Consider the following 2,646-nt stretch of genomic DNA (forward strand, 5'->3'; position numbering starts at 1 on the left):
TTTTCCCCCGCCCTCCCCATCCCCCGCCGCCGGGGGTCTGGATGGAGATGACATCCCCGCGCCGGGCCTCGAAGCGCGCCTTCCCGGGACAGGCGATCCGGCGGCCCGCACGGTAGAGAATATTTCTCCCCTTCTTTCCGGGCGATCCGCCCCGGAGGCCATAGGGCACCATCTCCCTGAGCTCGGTCATGAGCGATACGGTCGCGTCCGCGAGCAGCTCGATCTCGCGGATGATCCCGTCCCCGCCGCCGTGCCGGCCCGCGCCGCCGCTCCCGCGCCGCACAGCGTACCTGCGCACCCGGAAGGGATAGGCGTGCTCGAGCGCCTCGATGGGGGTGTTCTGGGTGTTGGTGAGATGGGTGTGAATGGCGTCCTCGCCGGGGCCCTTCGGACCGCCCCCCATCCCGCCGCCCGTCGTTTCGTAGTAGGCAAAATTTTTGCCGGTGCGCGCATCCGCCCCCCCGATCGAGAGATTGCTCATCGTGCCGCAGGAGGCCGCCGGCACGATGTCCGGGCACGCCTTCGCCAGCGCGCCCAGCACCACATCCACCATCCGCTGGCTCGTCTCGACGTTGCCGCCCGCCACCGCCGCCGGAAAAACGCTGTTCACCACCGTCCCCGCGGGGGCGATCACCTCGATGGGCGTCATGCAGCCCGCGTTGTTCGGGATGTCGTAGGGAACGAGGCAGCGCACCGCGTAGTAGGCCGCGGTCCGCGCGATGCTCTCCACCGCGTTGACGCTCCCCCGCGTCTGGGGGGCCGAGCCCGTGAAGTCCACCTTCATCCGGTCCCCGTGGATCGTCACCGCCACCCGGATGGGGACCGGCCCCGAGCCGAAGCCGTCGTCCTCCATCGCGTCCTCGAAGCGGTAGGCGCCGTCCGGAATCCCGCGGATCGCCGCCCGCGTCATCCGCTCAGAATACGCCTGAAGCGCCGCCGTGTAATCGAGGGTGCGCCGCAGGCCGTAGCGGTCCGCGATCTCGATGAGGCGCCGCTCCCCGACGCGGTTCGCCGCGATCTGGGAGAGGAGATCCCCCTTGCGCTCCTCGGGGGTGCGCACGTTGGCGAGAATGAGGGAAAGGACATCCTCCACGATCTTCCCGCGCCGGACGAGCGTAACCGGGGGGATGATGACGCCGTCCTGAAAGATCTCCGTCGTGATGCTCATCGAGCCGGGCGCGATCCCGCCGACATCGGCGTGGTGTGCGCGGTTGGCGACGTAGTAGATGAGGCGCGCCCGCCCCCGTTTTTCCTTCGCGTAGACCGGCATGATCATCGTGATGTCGGGCAGATGGTTTCCGCCGTGAAAGGGATCGTTGAGCGCCACGATGTCGCCCGGACCGAGCGCCATCCGTCCGATCACGTATTCGACCGACATCGGCATCGAGCCCAGATGCGCCGGGAGATGGGCCGCCTGCGCCGCCATCTTGCCTTCGGCGTCGAAAATCGCGCACGAATAATCGCGCCGCTCCTTGATGTTCGGCGAGAACGAAGAGCGGCAGAGCGCCACCCCCATCTCCTCGGAGGCCGAGAAGAAGAGGTTGCGGAAAACTTGCAAGAGCACCGGGTCGAACGCGCGAGGCGCCTTCATCTTCCCCCCCTCCCTGCGCCGGGGCGGAGGATCAGATTCCCCCACTTATCCACCCGGCAGGCGGCGCCGGGCGGCACCACCGTCGTCGCGCTGAACTCGGTCACGAGGGCGGGCCCCGTGAAGCGATCCCTCGCCCGGAGAAGATCCCGCTCATAGAGGGCCGCGCGGTGCGATTTGCCCTCAAAGATCATCCGGCAACTCCCCGCCCGGGCGGCGCGGGCGTCTTTTCCGCCCGCGGCGATGGCGGGAAGCGGCGGCTTTTTTGTGGGCCCCGCCGCGCGCAGGCGCAGGGTGACAATCTCGACCGGCCGATCGGGAGAGGCGGTGGCGAAGCGTACCTCGTGCATCCGGTGGAAGCGCGCCAGCAGCGCCCCCCGGCTTTCTCTCTTCCCTTTGAGCGGCACCGTGATCTCGTAGGACTGGCCCGCGTAGCGCATATCGGCGAAGCGCGCGAGCCGGATGCGGGCAAAACCCTCGGCGCCGAGATCTTTTTGCGCCTGCGCCTCGAGGGCCGAAAAATGGCCCCCAAGCTTGTCCGCATCTTCTCCCGGCAGGAGCACCGTCCGCGCGTAGTCCTTCACCACATCGGCAAGCACCATCCCCCGGGCCGAAAGAATCCCCGGATCGCAGGGAATGAGAATCTCGGGGATATCGAGCACGCGGGCGAGCGAAAAGGCGTGCATCGCCCCCGCCCCGCCGAAGCAGACGAGCGTGAAGTCGCGCGGATCGTGGCCCCGCTCGAGCGAGATCAGGCGAATCGCGCCCGCCATGTGCTGATCGGCGACGCGGAGGACGCCCTCTGCCGCCGCGGTGGGGGAGAGTTTGAGTTCTGCGGCGAGTTTTTCGATGCCCTTTCTCGCGCGCGAAGCGTCGAGGCGCATCTTTCCGCCGAGGAAGCGATCCGGATCGAGCCTTCCCAGATACAGATGGGCATCCGTCACGGTGACATCTTTTCCTTTGCCGTAGCAGAGGGGGCCCGGGTCCGCTCCCGCGCTCTCGGGCCCGACGGCGAGCGCCCCGCCCGGATCGCACCGCGCGATGGAGCCGCCGCCCGC

General features: G+C 68.5%; 2 protein-coding genes. Both read right to left on the reverse strand.

What is annotated here, in order from left to right:
* On the reverse strand, window positions 1–1,591 hold a 1,591-nt coding region (locus tag O2807_14395), incomplete at its 3' end, for a hydantoinase B/oxoprolinase family protein (protein MDA1001693.1).
* Window positions 1,588–2,646, reverse strand: a 1,059-nt coding sequence (locus O2807_14400; protein ID MDA1001694.1) for a hydantoinase/oxoprolinase family protein, incomplete at its 5' end; no start/stop codon positions are given. The genes O2807_14395 and O2807_14400, both read right to left, overlap by 4 nt.

The sequence above is a fragment of the bacterium genome (assembly GCA_027622355.1).
Classification (GTDB): Bacteria; UBA8248; UBA8248; order UBA8248; family UBA8248; genus JAQBZT01.